Source organism: Pseudomonas sp. VE 267-6A, from assembly GCF_024126555.1.
Lineage (GTDB): Bacteria > Pseudomonadota > Gammaproteobacteria > Pseudomonadales > Pseudomonadaceae > Aquipseudomonas > Aquipseudomonas palmensis.
The window spans coordinates 67144-85077 of record NZ_JAMYBY010000016.1; the positions used below are offsets into that span (position 1 = coordinate 67144).

Consider the following 17934-nt stretch of genomic DNA (forward strand, 5'->3'; position numbering starts at 1 on the left):
GATCCGTGTGGGAGCGGGCTTGACCCGCGATTGCTGGCGCAGCGGTTCTAGAGAAACTGCTCCGCATAGTGGCACGCCACCTACCGTGTACCCACTGGCCGGAACGCCGGCTCTTCACTGGCACAGCGCTCGGTGGCATACGGGCAACGCTTGTGGAACGCGCACCCCGGCGGTGGGTTCAGCGGGTTGGGCAGCTCGCCCACGATCCTGATCTTTGGCTTGAGCGGGTCGGGGTGAATGGTCGGGGTCGCCGACAGCAGGGCCTGGGTATAAGGGTGCAAAGGCCTGGCATAGATATCCTCCTTGGGCCCCATTTCCGCCGGGCGCCCCAGGTACATCACCAGTACCTGGTCGGCCACATGCCGCACCACCGCCAGGTTGTGCGAGATGAACACGTAGGCGGTGTTGAACTCCTTCTGCAGGTCCATGAACAGGTTCAGCACCTGCGCCTGGATCGACACGTCCAGCGCCGAGGTCGGCTCGTCCGCCACCAGCACCTTGGGTTGCAGCATCATGGCCCGCGCCAGGGCGATGCGCTGGCGCTGGCCACCGGAGAACATGTGCGGGTAGCGCTGGTAGTGCTCGGGCCGCAGGCCCACCTGCTGCATCATCGCCTGCACCTTCTCGCGGCGTTCGGCCCTGGACAGCCGGGTGTTGATCAGCAGCGGCTCGGCCAGTTGGTCACCGACCTTCTGGCGCGGGTTGAGCGAGGCATAGGGGCTCTGGAACACCATCTGCACATCGCGGCGCAGTTGCCGGCGCTGCTGCTTGCTGGCACCGGCCACCTCCTGCCCGGCGATCTGCAACGAGCCCGACGAGGGTTCCTCGATCAGGGTCAGGGCGCGGGCCAGGGTCGACTTGCCGCAGCCGGATTCGCCGACCACGGCCAGGGTCTTGCCGGCCTCCAGTTCGAACGACACCCCATTGAGGGCGCGTACCAGGGCATGGCCCTTGAACAGGCCCAGGGACACTTCGTAATGACGGGTGAGGTCACGGGCGGTCAGTACGACGCTCATCACGCCACCTCCTGGTTGAGCGGGTAGAAGCAGCGGGCCAGGCTGTGGGCCTTGGGGTCCAGGCTCGGACGTTGCTGGCGGCAGTGGTCCTGCACGTAGGGGCAGCGCGGCGACAGCAGGCAGCCGTGGGGCCGGTCGTAGCGTCCGGGCACGATGCCGGGCAGGGTCGCCAGGCGCTCGGCGCCTTCGCTGTGCTCGGGGATCGCTGCCAGCAGGGCTTCGCTGTAGGGGTGCGCAGGCACCTCGAACAGCTCGGGCACCTGGCCGACTTCCACTGCCTGGCCGGCATACATCACGCACACGCGGCGGGCGGTTTCGGCCACCACGGCAAGGTCGTGGGTAATCAGGATCAGCGCCATGTCCTGCTCTTTCTGCAGGTTGAGCAGCAGCTCCATGATCTGCGCCTGAATGGTCACGTCCAGGGCCGTGGTGGGCTCGTCGGCGATCAGCAGCTTGGGTTCGCCGGCAATCGCCATGGCGATTGCCACGCGCTGGCTCATGCCGCCGGAGAGTTGATGGGGGTAGGCATCCAGGCGGCTTTCCGGGGCCGGGATCTCGACCTTCTTCAGCAGCTCCAGCGCACGCTGGCGCGCCGCCTTGCCGCGCAGCCCCAGGTGCTGGCGCAGCACCTCCTCGATCTGGAAACCCACGGTGTAGCTGGGGTTGAGTGCGGTCATGGGGTCCTGGAAGACCATCGCCATGTCCTTGCCGACCACCTTGCGCCGCTGCCGGCCGCTCAGGGTGAGCATGTCGCTGCCGTTGAAGGTCAAGGCGTCGGCGGTGATGCGCCCGGGGGCGTCGATCAGGCCCATCAGCGCCATCATGGTCACCGATTTGCCCGAGCCGGACTCGCCGACAATCGCCAGCACCTCGCCCTTTTCCACGCTCAGGTCGAGGCCGTCGACCACCGGTACCGCCGAGGCGTCGCCGAAGCGCACGCTCAGGTTCTTGATGTGTAGAAGTGACATGGGCTTCTCCTCAGGCGGCATTCTTGAGTTTCGGGTCCAGCGCATCGCGCAGCCCGTCGCCCATCAGGTTGATTGCCAGCACGCTGAGCAGGATGGTCAGGCCCGGCAGGCTGACCACCCACCAGGCGCGTTCGATGTAGTCGCGGGCCGAGGCCAGCATGGTGCCCCACTCCGGGGTCGGCGGTTGCACGCCCAGGCCCAGGAAGCCCAGCGCGGCGGCATCGAGAATCGCCGAACTGAAACTCAGAGTGGCCTGCACGATCAGCGGCGCCATGCAGTTGGGCAGCACGGTCACGAACATCAGGCGCGGCAGGCGTGCCCCGGCCAGGCGTGCGGCGGTGACGTAGTCGCGGTTCAGCTCGCCCATTACCGCGGCGCGGGTGAGGCGCACGTAGGCCGGCAGCGAGACGATGGCGATGGCGATCACGGTGTTGATCAGGCCAGGGCCCAGGATCGCCACGATGGCCACCGCCAGCAGCAGCGAGGGCAGCGCCAGCATCACGTCCATCAGGCGCATGATGGACGGGCCAAGCAGACGCGGGAAAAACCCGGCCAGCAGGCCCAGCAGCACGCCCGGGATCAGCGAGATCAGTACCGACGACAGGCCGATCAGCAGCGACAGGCGCGAACCCTGGATCAGCCGCGAGAGCAGGTCGCGGCCCAGCTCGTCGGTACCCAGCAGAAACTGCCACTGGCCGCCTTCGAGCCATACCGGCGGGGTCAGCAGGAAGTCGCGGTACTGCTCGCTGGGGTTGTGCGGCGCCACCCACGGGGCGAACAGCGCGCAGAACACGATCAGGCACATGAACAGCAGGCCGGCCACCGCGCCCTTGTTACGCGAGAAGGCGTGCCAGAATTCCTTGTAGGGGGAGGGGTAGAGCAGGCTCTGGTCGAGCGGCGCGGCGTCGACGGCAGTGGTCTTTGCAAGCGGATTGGTCATGAGCGAAGGCCTCAGCGCTGATGTCGGATGCGTGGGTTGGCCAGGCCGTAGAGGATGTCCACGACGAAGTTGACCAGGATCACCAGGCAGGCAATCAACAGGATGCCGTTCTGTACCACGGGGTAGTCACGGGCGCCGATGGCTTCGATCAGCCATTTGCCGATGCCCGGCCAGGAAAAGATGGTTTCGGTAAGCACCGCGCCACCGAGCAACGTGCCGACCTGCAGGCCGACCACCGTGAGCACCGGGATCAGCGCGTTGCGCAGGCCGTGCACGAACACCACCCGTGCCGGCGACAGGCCCTTGGCCCGTGCGGTGCGGATGTAGTCCTCGCGCAGCACTTCGAGCATCGAGGAGCGGGTCATGCGTGCGATCACCGCCAGCGGGATGGTGCCGAGCACGATGGCCGGCAGGATCAGGTGCATCAACGCGTCCTTGAACGCGCCTTCCTCGTCACTGAGCAGGGTGTCGATGAGCATGAAGCCGGTGGTCGGCTCGATGTCGTAGAGCAGGTCGATGCGCCCGGACACCGGCGTCCAGCCCAACCCGACCGAGAAGAACATGATCAGGATCAGGCCCCACCAGAAGATCGGCATCGAGTAGCCGGCCAGTGAGATGCCCATGACCCCGTGATCGAACAGCGAGCCGCGCTTGAGCGCGGCGATCACCCCGGCCAGCAGCCCGACGATGCCGGCGAACAGCAGCGCGGCCATGGCCAGTTCGAGGGTGGCGGGGAACAGCGCGAGAAACTCGTGCCACACGCTTTCGCGGGTACGCAGCGACTCGCCCAGGTCGCCCTGGGCCAGCTTGCCGACGTAGTCCAGGTACTGCTGCGCCAGCGGCTTGTTCAGGCCGAGCCGTTCCATGGCCTGGGCGTGCATCTCGGGGTCGACCCTGCGTTCGCCCATCATCACCTCCACCGGGTCACCGGGGATCAGGCGTATGAGCGCGAACGTGAGCAGGGTGATGCCGAAGAACGACGGGATCAACAGGCCCAGACGCCGTGCAATAAAACTAAACATCGTGTGGTGTACCTCATCAGCCTAAGGCATGCCTGCGAGCGCCCGGGGGCGGGCGCTGCAAGCGTTATCGTTCTACTTCACCCGCGTGGTGGCGAAGTTGTTGTTGGTCATCGGGTTGATGACGTAGCCCTCGACGTTCTCGCGCAGGGCGGTGAACACCTTCGGGTGGGCCATGTTGATCCACGGTTTGGCCTCATCGTACACCGCCAGTGCCTGGACATAGAGTGCGGCGCGTTGATCGGGGTCGGCGGTTTCGCGGGCGTGGTCGATCAGCACCTGGAATCGCGGGTTGCACCAGCGTGCGTAGTTTTCCCCATTCTTCGCTGCGGCGCAGCTGAGCAGCGGGGTCAGGAAGTTGTCCGGGTCGCCGTTGTCGCCCGCCCAGCCGGCCGACACCATGTCGGCTTCGCCGGCCTTGGCGCGGCGCAGCATCTCGGCCCATTCCATCACGCGGATGTCGACCTTCAGGCCGACCTGGGCGAGGTCGGCCTGAAGCATCTCGGCGCTCAGGCGCGGGTTGGGGTTGGTGGGCCCGCCGCCGTTGCGGGTGAACAGGGTGAGCACGGTGCCTTCGGGTACGCCGGCCTCCTTGAGCAGCGCGCGGGCCTGGTCCAGGTCGCGGGGCGGGTTGCGGTTCTGGCTGTTGTAGCCCATCAGGGTCGGCGGGTAGGGGTTCACCGCCAGCAGGGCGTTGCCCTTGCCGAACAGTTGCTCGACATGGTGTTCGCGGTCGAAGGCCAGGTTGATGGCGCGCCGTACGCGCACGTCGCTCAGGTACCTGTGCTCGGTGTTGAGCGAGATGTAGCCGGTGGTCAGGGCCTCCATTTCGGCCACCTTCAGGCGCGCGTCGGCCTTGATGCCGGGTATGTCGTCGGGCTTGGGGTACAGCGCCACCTGGCATTCGTTGGCGCGCAGCTTCTGCAGGCGCACGTTGTTGTCGGGGGTGATGGCGAAGATCAGCGCATCGCTCGGCGGCTTGCCGCGAAAGTAGTCCGGGTTGGGCCTGTAGCGCACCTGCGCGTCCTTGTTGTAGCGCTGGAAGATGAACGGGCCGGTGCCGACCGGCTTGCTGTTGAGTTCGGCGGTGGTGCCGGCCTTGAGCAACTGGTCGGCGTATTCGGCGGAATAGATCGAGGTGAAGGCCATGGCCAGGTCGCGCAGAAACGGTGCCTCGGGGCGGGTCAGGTGAAACGCCACGGTGTGCGGGTCGAGCTTTTCCACCGACTTGAGCAGGTGCTGGAAACCCATGCTCTCGAAATAGGGGAAGCCGATGCTGGTCTTGTCGTGCCAGGGGTGGGCGGGGTCGAGCTGGCGCTGGAAGCTCCACAGCACGTCGTCGGCGTTCAGGTCGCGGGTGGGGGTGAAGTAGTCGGTGGTGTGGAACCTGACCCCGCTGCGCAGGTGAAAGGTGTAGGTCAGGCCGTCGGGGCTGACCTCCCAGCGTTCGGCCAGGGCCGGCTGCACCTCGGTGGTGCCGGGCTTGAAGTCCACCAGGCGGTTGAACAGGGTTTCTGCGGCGGCATCGGCGGTGACGGCCGTGGTGTACTGCACGATGTCGAAGCCCTCGGGGCTGGCCTCGGTGCACACCACCAGGGGCTTGGCCATCAGCGGGGCTGCGGCGCTCAACAGGATGGCTGCAAGGGCAGCCTGTAGGGTTGACTGTTTCATGACACTTCCCTGCATTCGATTAAACCAGCGTAGCCATCGCGGCCGATTCGGCGAATCGGCCGCGACCCGCCGCCCTAGAGGATGTTGAACGGAATGGTTGTGACCACGCGCACCTCGTTCAGGCTCCCGTCACCCTGCAATTTGCTGGCGCGGTGGGTGGTGTAGGTGGCGCGCACGGTGGTGTCCTTGAACGCGCCGCCTTGTACGGCATAGCTGGTGCCGATGCCCCATTCGTCGTGGTGCTCGCCGTCGAGGTTCTTCACGTCGTAGCCACCGCCCTTGTAATGGGTGCCGTCGATGCCCCAGCCGCGGGCGTTGTACAGGTTGAACTTGAGGCCGGGCACGCCGAAGGGGGCCATGTTCAGCACGTAGCCGATCTGCAGTGATTTCTCGTTGGGGCCGTTGAAATCCGACAGCAGCGAGTTGGCCAGGAAGATCGCGTTGGTGTCGTGCAGGTAGTCGAAGTACTCGTTGCCGTTGACCTGCTGGTAGGCGACCGACACGGTGTGCGCCTGGTGGGTCAGGGCCAGCGACAGGCTGAAGGTGTCGTTGTCGATGGCGCCCAGCTTGCTCTGACCGGCGTCGCGGGTCTTGTAGTAGTTGAGCCCGGTGTTCAGGCCCAGCACCGCGTTGTCGCCCAGCAGGTGGTTGGCGCCGAAGTAGTACTGGTTCCACAGGTCCTCGACCTTGGACACGTAGAGGCTGGTGCTCAGGCTCTGCAGCGGCTGGTAGTTGACCCCGGCCATGCTGACCCGGTCGGTGAACTGGCGGGAATCGCCATACTCGGAGCGAAACTTGCTCTGGCCCTGCTCGGTACGCATCGACACGCGGTCGAAGGTGCCCACGTCGAAGCTCAGGTTGTCGAACTCGGCGCTGTGCAGGCTCACGCCCTGGAAGCTGGAGGGCAGTGCGCGGTTGCCGATGTAGGCGATCACCGGGGTGTCGATGGACTGGCGGCCGGCGGTGAGGGTGGTGTTGGACACCCGGGCCTTGAGGTTGGCCAGGCCGACCTTGCTCCACTGGTCGAGCACCTCGCCGTCGCCGTGGGTGAGGGTGCGGTTGTTCGGCCCGGCCACGCTGGCGCGACCGCGCTGCAGGGCCACCGCGTTGTACAGCGCCACTTCGGTGCTCAGGCCCACGGTGCCCTCGGTGAAGCCGGAGGTGTAGTTGAGGAGGGTGCCCTGGACCCAGTTGTCGCGGCTGCTGGTGGGGTGGCGGCTGCCGTCGCGCTTGCTGTACGACCACAGTGGCCCGCGGGTGGCGTGCTCGTGGGCGTACCAGTTGCGGGTCGAGCCGGACAGGCGCTGGCCGTCGAGAAAGCCGCTGGCCTGGGCCTGGTCGGAGGTGGTGCGCAGGGTAAGCGCAACGAAATCCTGGCTGACGGGCTCGGCCTGGGCCAGCGCGCTCAGGCCGCCAAGGGCCAGGCAAAGTGCTGCGTGTCGGGTAGGTCTCAAGGTGATGCTCCTTTGCATGTTTTTATTAGCCGCCGGGCCTCGTGAGCCCGGCGGGTGCGGCGGTGAACCTTGGGAGGGGGCGGGCAGAGGTCAGTCGACGCTGACGCCCGAAAAACTGTTGCGCCCGAACGGGCTGACCTTGAAGTCCTGTACCCGGACGCTCAGCGGTTGATGCACGGTGGAGTGGGCGACCGGGGTGATCGGCACCTGCTGCTTCATGCGCTGCTGGGCCTGCTGGTACAGCGCGGTGCGCGCGGCGGGGTCGGTGATGCGCTTGGCCTGCTGCACCAGGGCGTCGTATTCGGGGTCGCACCACATCGACACGTTGTTGCTGCCGATGGCACCGCAGCTGTAGAGGGTGCCCATCCAGTTGTCGGGGTCGCCGTTGTCACCGGTCCAGCCCAGCAGCATCACGTCGTGCTCGCCGTTCTTGGTGCGCTTGATGTACTCGCCCCATTCGTAGCTGACGATCTTCACGTCCAGCCCGACCTTGCCCCAGTCGGCCTGGAGCATCTCGGCCATCAGCTTGGCGTTGGGGTTGTAGGGGCGCTGCACCGGCATGGCCCACAGGGTGATGGGCGTGCCGGGCTTGACCCCGGCGGCCGCCAGCAGGGCGCGGGCCTTGTCGGGGTCGTAGCCGGCATCGCGGATGCTCGGGTCGTAGGACCACTGGGTGGGCGGCATGAAGTTCACGGCCAGTTGCCCGGCATCCTGGTACACCGCCTTGACGATGGCCGCCTTGTTCACCGCCATGTCCATGGCCTGGCGCACCTGCAGCTGGTCGAACGGCGGGTGCTGCACGTTGTAGGCGATGTAGCCCAGGTTGAAGCCGGGCTGGTCGAGCATGTTGATCTTCGGGTCGGCGGCCAGGGCCTTGAGGTCGGCGGGGCGCGGGTTGACGGTGACCTGGCATTCCCCCTTGCGCAGCTTCTGCACCCGCACCGAGGCGTCGGTGTTGATCGAGAAGATCAGCTGGTCGAGCCTGACCTGCTGCGGGTCCCAGTAGTCGGGGTTGGCCCGGTAGCGGATCTGCGCATCCTTCTGGTAGCGCTGGAACACGAAGGGGCCGGTGCCGATCGGCTTCTGGTCGAAGTCGCTGAGGCGCCCGCTGGCCATCAGCTGGGTGGCGTATTCGGCCGAGACGATCGAGGCAAAGCCCATGGCCAGGTTCTGGATGAAGGCGGCGTCGACGCTGTTGAGGGTGAAGACCACCGTGTAGGGGTCGCGCTTTTCGACCCGGGCGATGTTCTTGTCCAGGTCCATGCTGACGAAGTAGGGGAACTCGGCCGGGTAGGCCACGCGAAACGGGTGCTGCGGGTCGAGCATGCGCTGGAAGGTGAGCAGCACGTCGTCGGCGTTGAAGTCGCGGGTGGGGGTGAAGTCCTTGTTGGCGTGGAACTTCACGCCCTGGCGCAGGCGGAAGGTATAGGTCAGGCCGTCATCGGAAACGTCCCAGCCGGTCGCCAGCGAGGGGATGACGCGGGTGGCGCCGCGTTCGAATTCCACCAGGCCGTTGTACAGCGGCTCGGCGGCGTCGTTTTCGATGGAGGTGGTGTACTGGGCGATATCGAAGCCGCCCGGGCTGCCCTCGGAGCAGAACACCAGGTTGCCCTTGGCCAGGGCTGTCGGGCCATAGGCCAGTGCCCCCAGGCCCAGCAGTGCGGCGAAAACCGGAGAAATACGCATGCGGTCCCATTCCTTTGTTGTTGTACGAGGCGTGGGGGGCGCGGCGACAGCAGGGTGCCAGCACCACCACGCGCTCCACGGTAGGGACGCGGGCGGCGGGCGTGCAGGTAAGGAAGTGGGTGTGAGGCGTGGGAAAAATCTTGGTGTGGTGTCGTAACTTTCAAGCAGGTATCAGTGCCCCGCGTGCACCGATGAGCTCGGCGCCCGCAGGGACAGGCTAAACATCGCGTTGCGTGTCTATTGGCTGACGCTTACGCCGTAGAAGGCATTCAGGCCGAAGGGGCTGATCTTGAAGTCCTGCACGGTCTTGCGCATCGGCTGGTACACCGTGGAATGGGCGATCGGGGTGATCGGCACCTGCGCCTTGATGATGTGCTGCGCCTGCTTGTACAGCTCGGTGCGTCGGGCCTGGTCGGGGGTGGCCTTGGCATGCTTGATCAGTGCGTCGTAGGCGGGGTCGCACCATTTGGAGAAGTTGTTGCCGTTCACCGCGTCGCAGCCGTAGAGGGTGCCCAGCCAGTTGTCCGGGTCGCCGTTGTCGCCGCTCCAGCCAATCAGCATGGCGCCGTTCTCACCGGCCTTGGCGCGCTTCATGTATTCGCCCCACTCGTAGCTGACGATGCTGGCCTTGATGCCGATCTTCGCCCAGTCGGCCTGGATCATCTCGGCCATGAGCCGGGCGTTGGGGTTGTAGGGGCGTTGCACCGGCATGGCCCACAGGGTGATCTCGGTGCCTTCCCTGACCCCGGCCTCGTGCACCAGCGCCTTGGCTTTGGCCGGGTCGTAGGGCACGTCCTTGATGGTGTCGTCGTAGCTCCACTGGGTGGGCGGCATGGCATTGACCGCCAGTTGCCCCGCGCCCTGGTACACCGCGTCGATGATCTGCTGCTTGTTCACCGCCATGTCCAGGGCCTGGCGCACCTTGAGCTGGGCCATGGGGTTGGGCGCGGTGGTGCCCTTGATCGGGTCGGTCACGTTGTAGGCGATGTAGCCCAGGTTGAAGCCGGCCTGGTGCGGCAGGTTCAGGTTGGGGTCCGCTCCCAGCGACTTGAGGTCGGCCGGGCGTGGGAACAGGGTGATCTGGCATTCGTTCTTCTTGAGCTTCTGCATGCGCACCGACGGGTCGGTGGTGATGGCGAAGATCAGGTTGTCGATCTTCACGTCCTGCGGTTGCCAGTAGGTCTTGTTGCCCTTGAAGCGGATCTGCGCGTCTTTCTGGTACTTGGCGAACACGAAGGGGCCGGTGCCGATCGGCTTCTGGTTGATGTCGGCCGGCTTGCCCTGCTTGAGCAGTTGCTCGGCGTATTCGGCGGACTGGATCGAGGCGAAGCTCATGGCCATGTTCTGGATGAACGCGGCGTCCACGCTGGCCAGGGTGAACCTGACCGTGTGTTCGTCGAGCTTTTCGAGCTTGACGATGTTCTTGTCCATGCCCATGTCGGTGAAGTAGGGGAACTCGGTGGGGTAGGCCTTGCGAAACGGCAGGTTCCTGTCGAGCATGCGGTTGAAGGTGAACAGCACGTCATCGGCGTTGAAGGGGCGGCTGGGCTTGAAGTAGTCGGTGCTGTGGAACTGCACGCCTTCGCGCAGGTGGAAGGTGTAGCTCAGGCCGTCGTCGCTGATGTCCCAGCGTGTGGCAAGCCCGGGGATCACCGCCGTACCGCCGCGTTCGAACTGGCTGAGGCGGTTGAAGACGGTCTCGGCCGAGGCGTCGAAGTCGGTGCTGGTGGTGTACTGGCCCGGGTCGAAGCCCGCCGGGCTGCCCTCGGAGCAGAACACCAGGTTGCTGGCCGCATGGGCCAGCGGTGCGCCGGCCAGCAGGCCTGCGCCGAGCAGGTAGGGAAGGACCGCGTGTTTGAGCATTGTTGGCCTCATCGATGTCATTGGTGCGCCGGGCGGCCAGTGGGGCCGCTCGGCGGGCAGGGAGGCTGGCCTGTTGACCAGCGCGACCCTCAAACCATAGCTGACAGCGATGCAGGCGTTGCCCGCGGGTGAATCAGGGCATCAGCACTTCGATGGTGCCGTCTGCGCTGAGGCTGACCTGGCTGGTACCGGCTTCGATTTCCGGGCTTGGCGCGGCTTCGGCGTCCATGCTGGCCTTCATCATCATGGCGCCGCGGGCGTAGGGGTGCGGGTAGCCGCTGCTGTTGAGGTTCAGGTTGACCACCTTGTAGCCCTTGCCGCCGAGGGCTTCGGTGGTCAGCTGGGCGCGGGCCTTGAAGGCGTCGATGGCATCCTTGAGCAGGGCGTCTTCGCTGCTCTTGCGGGTGGCCGGGGCGATGGCGAAATCCATCCCGCCCATCTTCAGGTCCTGCAGCAGCTCGCCGGTGAGCTTGGACAGCGCCGGGAAGTTCGCGCTTTCCAGGCGCAGCTCGGCACGTTCGCGCCAGCCGGTGATCTTCTGGTTCTTGTTGTCGTAGATCGGGTAGCTGTTGCGGCTGTCCTGGCTGAGCTTGACGTCCTTGACCGCACGGGCCTTTTCCAGCGCCTTGTTCATGCTGGTGGTGATCTCGTTGGCCAGCTTGGCCGGGTCGGTGTTCTGCGCCTCGGTATACAGGGTCACGACCATCAGGTCGCGGGCGACTTCCTTGCTGGCTTCGGCGCGCAGTGAAACCTGGTTGTAGCGAGGCTCGTCGGCCAGTGCCGCAAAGCTGGCAAACAGGCCGGTCGCGAGGACGAGGGTGGTACTGGCGCGAGACACAGTGTGCATGGGCAACTCCTTGAAATTGAGGCGTGGCGGCGGTCGATCCCGACCACGCAGACCCCATCAGACTCGCACAAACCGACGAGGTTCAAAAAGCCATCATCGATGCCGGTGTGCCTGTGGCGCTTTGCCGCATTGCTGCAGCGCGGGGTGCAGCTTGGGTATACTCGCCACGATTCACCTGGAGCACTCATCAGGAGAGCTCATGCTCGCCCCCGTACTCATGCTGTCTGCCACACGTCAGAACCTCTGGCGCCTGACCTTCATCCGCACCCTGGTGCTGGCCGCCCAGGCCGGTTCGGTGGCGGTCGCCTACTGGACCGAACTGCTGCCACTGCCGTGGCTGGCGCTGAGCATCACCCTGGGGTTCTCCATGGTGCTGTGCGTGCTCACGGCCATCCGGCTGCGCACCTCGCTGCCGGTCACCGAGCTGGAGTATGCGGTGCAGCTGGCCTGCGACCTGCTGATCCACAGTGCGCTGCTGTATTTTTCCGGGGGCTCGACCAACCCCTTCGTGTCCTATTACCTGGTGCCCCTGGCGATTGCCGCGGTGACGCTGCCATGGCTGTATTCGCTGATTCTGTCGGGCATTGCGCTGGTGGCCTACACCCTGCTGCTGGTGCAGTACTTCCCGCTCGAAACCTTCCCCATGGCCCGCGAGAAGATGCAGATCTACGGCATGTGGCTGAGTTTTGCCCTGGCCGCCGGGGTGATCACCTTCTTTGCCGCCAAGATGGCCGAAGAGCTGCGTCGCCAGCAGCAGTTCCAGGCCCAGCGCCGCGAGGAAGGCCTGCGCGACCAGCAACTGCTGGCCGTGGCCACCCAGGCCGCCGGTGCCGCCCATGAGCTGGGTACGCCGCTGGCGACCATGAGCGTGCTGATCAACGAGATGCGCCAGGACCACACCGACCCGCTGCTGCAGGAAGACCTGGAGACGCTGCAGGAGCAGGTCAAGCAGTGCAAGCACACCTTGCAGAACCTGGTGCGCGCCGCCGAGGCCAATCGGCGCATGGCGGTGCAGGAGCAGGAGGCGAGCTTCTGGCTGGACGAGGCGCTCAACCGCTGGCACCTGATGCGCCCCGAGGCCAGCTATCGCTTCCAGCGCCTGGGCCAGGGTACGGTGCCGCGCCTGGCGCCGCCGCCGGACCTGACCCAGGCCCTGCTGAACCTGTTGAACAATGCAGCCGATGCCTGCCCCAATGACCTGGAGGTGTACCTGGACTGGGACGCCGAGGACATCGTGATCAGCATTCGCGACCATGGCCCCGGCGTGCCGGTGGCGATCGCCGAGCAGATCGGCAAACCCTTCTTTACCACCAAGGGCAAGGGCTTCGGCCTGGGCCTGTTCTTGAGCAAGGCCAGCGTGACCCGTGCTGGCGGCTCGGTAAAACTCTATAGTCATGAGGAAGGCGGTACGCTCACCGAGCTGCGCCTGCCGCGTGACGCGCGAGGAGACGTGTGATGAGTGATGAAATTCAGGCTGAAGGCGAAGAGCTGCCGCACCTGCTGCTGGTGGATGACGACGCCACGTTTACCCGGGTGATGGCCCGGGCCATGAGCCGGCGCGGGTTTCGCGTGAGCACGGCGGGTTCTGCCGAAGAGGGCCTGCAGATTGCCCAGCAGGACGTGCCGGACTACGCCACGCTGGACCTGAAGATGGAGGGCGACTCCGGGCTGGTGCTGCTGCCCAAGCTGCTGGAGCTGGACCCGGAGATGCGCGTGGTGATCCTCACCGGCTATTCGAGCATTGCCACCGCGGTGGAGGCGATCAAGCGCGGCGCCTGCAATTACCTGTGCAAGCCGGCCGATGCCGACGACGTGCTGGCGGCGCTGGCGTCCGAGCACGCCGACCTGGACACGCTGGTACCGGAAAACCCGATGTCGGTGGACCGCCTGCAGTGGGAGCACATCCAGCGTGTGCTGACCGAGCATGAGGGCAATATCTCGGCCACGGCACGGGCGCTGGGCATGCACCGGCGTACCCTGCAGCGCAAATTGCAGAAGCGCCCGGTTCGGCGCTGAACCTCAGGGCCTCTTCGCCGGCAAGGCCGGCTCCTACGTGGTCGGTGTGAACCTGATGGCGCCGGCACTGGCGCCGAAGGGGCTGCGTGGCAGCCCCAAGGTTGACGTATGATTAGCTCCCTAACGACGCCGACGGGACCACCTGCATGCTCGCCCTTTTTCTCCAGACCCTGAACATCACCGCGCCGGTGTTCGCGATGATGTTCATGGGCGTGCTGCTGCGCCGCATCAACGCCATCAACGACAGCTTCATCCAGACCGCCTCGGCCCTGGTGTTCAACGTGAGCATGCCGGCGCTGCTGTTTCTGGGCATCTACCACGCCGATCTCGAGGCGGCGGTCCAGCCCTCGCTGCTGCTGTACTTCACCGTCGCCACCCTGGGCAGTTTCGGCCTGGCCTGGCTGATCGCGATCTGGCGCTGCCCCCGTGAAGATCGCGGCATCTACGCCCAGGGCGGCTTTCGCGGCAACAATGCGGTCATCGGCCTGGCGCTGGCCGGGAGCATGTACGGCGATCATGGCATCTCCATCGGCGCGGTGCTGGCCGGGCTGGTGATCCTGCTCTACAACTCGCTGTCGGCCGTGGTGCTGGCGGTGTACAGCCCGACCATCAAGTCCGACCCCTGGAGCATCCTCAAGAGCATCCTGCGCAACCCGCTGATCATCAGTGTGCTGGTGGCCGGCGTGCTGGCGTATGCCAAGGTGGGGCTGCCCAACTGGCTGCTGACCTCCGGTGACTACCTGGCGCAGATGACCCTGCCGCTGGCGCTGATCTGCATCGGCGGCACGCTGTCGATGGCCTCGTTGCACGCCAGCGGGCGCATGGCGCTGAGTGCCAGCCTGGTAAAGATGGTGTGGCTGCCGCTGCTGGCCACCTTCGGTGCCTGGCTGTGCGGCTTTCGCGGCGCGGAGCTGGGGGTGCTGTTCCTGTACATCGCCAGCCCCACCGCCGCGTCCAGCTACGTGATGGCGCGCGCGGCCAACGGCAATCACCAGCTGGCCGCCTCGATCATCGTGATTACCACGCTGATGGCCGCAGTTACGACGAATATCGGCATATTTATCTTGCAGTGGGGCGGCTGGATCTAGATCCTGTCGCCCACACTCAAAATAACGGCCTCCCTGCCTGAGGACACTTCATGCAAGACCAGATCACGCCCGAGCGTTTGCATCGCGGCCTGAAGAACCGTCACATCCAGTTGATCGCGCTGGGCGGCGCCATCGGCACCGGGTTGTTCCTGGGCATCGCCCAGACCATCCAGATGGCAGGCCCTGCCGTGCTGCTGGGCTACGCCATCGCCGGCCTGATGGCCTTTTTCATCATGCGCCAGCTGGGTGAGATGGTGGTCGAGGAACCGGTGGCGGGCAGCTTCAGCCACTTTGCGCACCGCTACTGGAACGAGTTCGCCGGCTTCGTCTCGGGCTGGAACTACTGGGTGGTCTATGTGCTGGTGGGCATGGCCGAGCTGACGGCGGTGGGTATCTACGTGCAGTACTGGTGGCCGGACTTCCCCACCTGGGCCACTGCAGCGATCTTCTTCGTGGCGATCAACCTGATCAACCTCACCCAGGTCAAGGTGTACGGCGAGCTGGAATTCTGGTTCGCGCTGGTCAAGGTGATCGCCATCGTCAGCATGATCGGCTTCGGCGCCTGGCTGCTGGCCAGCGGCAGCGGCGGGCCGGATGCCAGCGTGGCCAACCTGTGGCAGTACGGCGGGTTCTTCCCCAATGGCATCACCGGGCTGGTGATGGCGATGGCGGTGATCATGTTCTCCTTCGGCGGGCTGGAGCTGGTCGGCATCACCGCGGCCGAGGCGGACAACCCGCGCTACAGCATTCCACGCGCGACCAACCAGGTGGTGTACCGCATCCTGATCTTCTACATCGGCGCACTGGCGGTGCTGCTGTCGCTGTACCCCTGGCAGAAGGTGGTGCAGGGCGGCAGCCCGTTCGTGATGATCTTCCACAACCTGGACAGCAACCTGGTGGCCACCATTCTCAACGTGGTGGTGCTGACTGCCGCGCTGTCGGTGTACAACAGCTGCGTGTACTGCAACAGCCGCATGCTGTTCGGCCTGGCCAGCCAGGGTGATGCGCCGCGCGCACTGCTCAAGATCAACCGTCGTGGCGTGCCGCTGGCGGCGCTGGGCGTATCGGCGGTGGCCACCGGCCTGTGCGTGCTGATCAACTACCTGATGCCGGGCGAAGCCTTCGGCCTGCTGATGGCGCTGGCGGTGTCGGCACTGGTGATCAACTGGGCGAGCATCAGCATCACCCACCTGAAGTTTCGCAAGGCCAAGATCGCTGCCGGCGAGTCGACCTTCTACAAGAGCTGGGGGCACCCGGTGACCAATTACCTGTGCCTGGCGTTCATCGTGCTGATTCTGGTGGTGATGTACCTGACCCCGCCGATCCGCATCTCGGTACTGCTGATTCCGGCCTGGATCGCCACCCTGGGCGTGGCGTTCTGGCTCAAGAAGAAGGGGCAGAAGGCCGCCGCCGTCGCCGGCTGACGGCCCTGCGGGGTGATCGGTCAGCCCTGCTGGTAGCTGTCGATCACTTCCTGGGCGGCGCGAAACGCATCGATCGCCGCCGGTACGCCGGCGTACACGGCGCAATGCAGCAACGCCTCGCGAATCTCTTCCACCGTACAGCCGTTGTTCAGGGCGCCACGCACGTGGCCCTTGAGCTCCTGCGGGCACTTGAGCGCGGTCAGCGCCGCCAGGGTGATCAGGCTGCGGGTTTTCAGCGGCAGGCCCTCGCGGCTCCACACGCTGCCCCAGGCGTGCTCGTTGACGAACGCCTGCAGCGGCTCGGTGAACTCGGTGGCATTGCCCAGTGCACGGTCCACGAATGCATCGCCCATGACCTGGCGGCGAACCTGTTCGCCGGTTTTGTTGCTCTCGCCCATGTTGTTTTCCTTAGTGTTGGCGGCGCCAGGCGCGCACGGTGGTGTACATCAGCACCACCGCCAGCGTCGGCAGGACATAGAGCAGCATCAGCTGCTCCAGACGGTTGGCCAGCGGCATGCCGGTGGTGAAGGCCACCACGTGCAAACCATAGGCCAGGTAAAGACACAGGAACACCAGACCTTCGGCGCGGGTGACGCGGTAGCCGGAATAGAACACCGGCAGGGTCAGCACGGCCACGCCGAGCATCACCGGCAGGTCGAAGGCCAGCGCGTTGGGCGAGATCGACAGCGGCACCGGGGCCACCAGCGCGGTCAGCCCGAGCACCGCCAGCAGGTTGAACAGGTTGCTGCCGATCACGTTGCCCACGGCGATTTCACGCTCGCCGCGCAAGGCGGCGATCAGCGAGGTGGCCAGCTCCGGCAGCGAGGTGCATACCGCCACCACGGTCAGGCCGATCACCCGCTCCGACAGGCCCAGGTCGACGGCCACTTCCACTGCTGCCTCCAGCAACAGGTGCCCGGCCAGGCTCAGCAGGCCCAGGCCGGTGAGCATCAGTGCCAGGGGGCCGAACCAGAAGCCGACGCCACGCTGCGGCCGCGGGCCGGGGGCGGGGTAGGTGCGTGCGTGGTGGCGTGACTGGTGCCACAGGATGGCCAGGTAGGCAACCAGCCCGAGCAGCAGCAGGGCGCCTTCGAGGCGGCCGATGCGTTCGTCCAGGGCCAGCAGGTACACCAGCAGGCTGGCGCCGATCATCAGGGGGATATCCAGGCGTACCAGTTGCCGCGAAACGCGCAGGGGGATGATCAGGGCGGCCAGGCCCAGGGTGACCAGCACGTTGAAGATGTTGCTGCCGATCACGCTGCCCACCGCCACGTCGGGTGCGCCGGTGTAGGCCGCCTGCAGGCTCACGGTCAGTTGCGGGGCGCTGCTGCCGAAGGCCACCAGGCTCAGGCCGATGATCAGCGGACGCACCTGCAGGCTGGCGGCCAGGCGCAGGGCGGCGCGCACCAGCAGTTCGGCGCCGGTGATCAGCAGCAGCAGGCCCAGGGCCAGTTGCAGCAGGCTGAAGGTGGGTAAAGCGGCCAGGTCGAAAATGGTCGTGCTCCGAAGCAGGGTCAGTTGCTGAGACTTTGTACCCGTACCCGCGCGGTTCCGCTACGGAGCATGCCCAGTTGGTCGGCGGCGGCGCGTGACAGGTCGATGAGTCGACCCCGGGTATGCGGGCCGCGGTCGTTGATGCGTACCACGACGCGGCGGTCGTTGGCGAGGTTGGTGACCTGCACGCGGGTGCCGAAGGGCAGGCTGCGATGGGCGGCGGTCAGGCCGTGCTGGTCGAAGGGTTCGCCACTGGCGGTTCGCTTGCCGTGATGGCGGGAACCGTAATAGGAGGCAGTGCCGGTCTGGTCGTAACCGCGGGGGTCGAGGGTGTGGCTGGCACAGCCGGCGAGCAGGGTGAAAAGCGCGAGCAGTGCGCTGAGGGGACGCCACATGTATCCGGTTACTCCGTGGTGTGGCCTTCGCCGGCAACGCCGGCTCCTGCAGG

General features: G+C 65.8%; 16 protein-coding genes. 4 read left to right on the forward strand and 12 right to left on the reverse strand.

What is annotated here, in order from left to right:
* Nucleotides 1–80: 80 nt before the first annotated feature.
* From NJH59_RS18960 to NJH59_RS19000, 9 genes are all read right to left on the reverse strand, one after another.
* On the reverse strand, nt 81–1016 hold the full coding sequence (locus tag NJH59_RS18960) for a peptide ABC transporter ATP-binding protein (protein ID WP_253087175.1): 936 nt from the start codon (nt 1014–1016) through the stop codon (nt 81–83).
* Complete coding sequence (locus tag NJH59_RS18965) at nt 1016–1984, reverse strand: ABC transporter ATP-binding protein (RefSeq protein WP_043862494.1); 969 nt, start codon at nt 1982–1984, stop codon at nt 1016–1018. The genes NJH59_RS18960 and NJH59_RS18965 overlap by 1 nt, the downstream gene beginning before the upstream one ends.
* 10 nt (nt 1985–1994) lie before the next feature.
* The gene (locus NJH59_RS18970; protein ID WP_253087176.1) at nt 1995–2924 is read right to left on the reverse strand and encodes an ABC transporter permease subunit; all 930 of its coding nucleotides are present in this window, start codon (nt 2922–2924) and stop codon (nt 1995–1997) included.
* A gap of 11 nt (nt 2925–2935) precedes the next feature.
* On the reverse strand, nt 2936–3946 hold the full coding sequence (locus NJH59_RS18975; RefSeq protein ID WP_043862492.1) for an ABC transporter permease subunit: 1011 nt from the start codon (nt 3944–3946) through the stop codon (nt 2936–2938).
* A 72-nt stretch (nt 3947–4018) separates the two neighbouring features.
* Nucleotides 4019–5614 carry an ABC transporter substrate-binding protein gene (locus tag NJH59_RS18980; RefSeq protein WP_054916391.1) on the reverse strand — a complete coding sequence of 532 codons (1596 nt, stop codon included), beginning with the start codon at nt 5612–5614 and terminating at the stop codon, nt 4019–4021.
* Between the two features lie 74 nt (nt 5615–5688).
* Nucleotides 5689–7068, reverse strand: coding sequence for an OprD family porin (locus NJH59_RS18985; RefSeq protein WP_236176966.1), 1380 nt, complete (start codon nt 7066–7068; stop codon nt 5689–5691).
* A 90-nt stretch (nt 7069–7158) separates the two neighbouring features.
* Nucleotides 7159–8754 carry an ABC transporter substrate-binding protein gene (locus tag NJH59_RS18990; protein ID WP_043862489.1) on the reverse strand — a complete coding sequence of 532 codons (1596 nt, stop codon included), beginning with the start codon at nt 8752–8754 and terminating at the stop codon, nt 7159–7161.
* A gap of 237 nt (nt 8755–8991) precedes the next feature.
* Nucleotides 8992–10617: an ABC transporter substrate-binding protein gene (locus NJH59_RS18995; RefSeq protein WP_253087177.1), complete on the reverse strand. Its 1626-nt coding sequence runs from the start codon at nt 10615–10617 to the stop codon at nt 8992–8994.
* Between the two features lie 133 nt (nt 10618–10750).
* Entirely contained in the window at nt 10751–11464 is a 714-nt protein-coding gene (locus NJH59_RS19000; protein WP_043862487.1) for an SIMPL domain-containing protein, read from the reverse strand.
* A gap of 199 nt (nt 11465–11663) precedes the next feature.
* On the opposite strand from NJH59_RS19000, the gene NJH59_RS19005 reads away from it, so the two are divergent.
* The 4 genes from NJH59_RS19005 (at nt 11664) to NJH59_RS19020 (ending at nt 15992) form a co-directional block, all read left to right on the forward strand.
* Nucleotides 11664–12920 carry an ATP-binding protein gene (locus NJH59_RS19005; RefSeq protein WP_054916388.1) on the forward strand — a complete coding sequence of 419 codons (1257 nt, stop codon included), beginning with the start codon at nt 11664–11666 and terminating at the stop codon, nt 12918–12920.
* The gene (locus tag NJH59_RS19010) at nt 12920–13480 is read left to right on the forward strand and encodes a response regulator transcription factor (RefSeq protein WP_043862485.1); all 561 of its coding nucleotides are present in this window, start codon (nt 12920–12922) and stop codon (nt 13478–13480) included. Before NJH59_RS19005 ends, NJH59_RS19010 begins: the two co-directional genes overlap by 1 nt.
* 146 nt (nt 13481–13626) lie before the next feature.
* A complete protein-coding gene (locus NJH59_RS19015) occupies nt 13627–14568 on the forward strand; it encodes an AEC family transporter (protein ID WP_054916387.1) in 942 nt (313 codons plus the stop codon).
* A gap of 50 nt (nt 14569–14618) precedes the next feature.
* Nucleotides 14619–15992, forward strand: a complete 1374-nt coding sequence (locus tag NJH59_RS19020; RefSeq protein WP_043862483.1) for an amino acid permease — start codon at nt 14619–14621, stop codon at nt 15990–15992.
* A gap of 20 nt (nt 15993–16012) precedes the next feature.
* On the opposite strand, the gene NJH59_RS19025 is transcribed toward NJH59_RS19020, so the two are convergent.
* The 3 genes from NJH59_RS19025 to NJH59_RS19035 form a co-directional block, all read right to left on the reverse strand.
* Nucleotides 16013–16390 carry a carboxymuconolactone decarboxylase family protein gene (locus tag NJH59_RS19025; protein ID WP_043862482.1) on the reverse strand — a complete coding sequence of 126 codons (378 nt, stop codon included), beginning with the start codon at nt 16388–16390 and terminating at the stop codon, nt 16013–16015.
* 10 nt (nt 16391–16400) lie between these two features.
* Nucleotides 16401–17444, reverse strand: coding sequence for a calcium/sodium antiporter (locus NJH59_RS19030; protein ID WP_253087185.1), 1044 nt, complete (start codon nt 17442–17444; stop codon nt 16401–16403).
* Nucleotides 17445–17506: 62 nt separating this feature from the next.
* Nucleotides 17507–17881, reverse strand: a complete 375-nt coding sequence (locus tag NJH59_RS19035) for a septal ring lytic transglycosylase RlpA family protein (RefSeq protein ID WP_043862480.1) — start codon at nt 17879–17881, stop codon at nt 17507–17509.
* Nucleotides 17882–17934: the final 53 nt, after the last annotated feature.